The sequence below is a fragment of the Helicobacter muridarum genome, from assembly GCF_000765805.2.
GTDB lineage: Bacteria > Campylobacterota > Campylobacteria > Campylobacterales > Helicobacteraceae > Helicobacter_A > Helicobacter_A muridarum.
The window spans coordinates 1-530 of record NZ_JRPD02000072.1; the positions used below are offsets into that span (position 1 = coordinate 1).

A 530-nucleotide genomic window follows, 5' to 3' on the forward strand; every position below is an offset into this window, starting at 1 on the left:
ATGAAACAATGGCTAAGTAGTAAAGAGTTTGCTTTGCAAAATAATATCGTTAAAAAAAGCTTAGAAAAAGCATGTTTTCGTGCAAAACAGCGAGGCAAAGAATTTTGCACCTTAAAAGGCAAAATTTTACCTTTTATTTATATCAACGGCATAGGTCGTGGCGGCAAAGTATTGCGCATTTGGAGTGAGCCATTTAATAGCGAAGCAGAAGCAGAGGACTTCATACATAGCTATAGAGTAGAGAATCTAGCGATGGTGGCAAAACAAAGCAAGAGATGTAGGGCTTGTGGATGTAACGCTTGCGCTCAACATGACAAAAATAAAGATGTTTCGCCTTTGGCTCAACATGACAAGAGGAGAAATCAACATGACGGGGTGGAGGCGATGAACAAAAATGTTTTGCCTTGTCCTCAATATGACAAAAATAAAGCATCAGAATCTAGTCTTTTGGCTACTGCTAGTGTAGCTAAAAGTGTGGATTTTGCAAATAATGAGTGTAATAATGAGATTGCCATAAATAACAATTCTTT

The 530-nt window shown here is 37.5% G+C and carries 1 pseudogene; it reads left to right on the forward strand.

Annotated elements, in window-relative coordinates:
• Window positions 1–530: pseudogene (locus LS73_RS09905) on the forward strand (hypothetical protein); the annotation flags it as partial.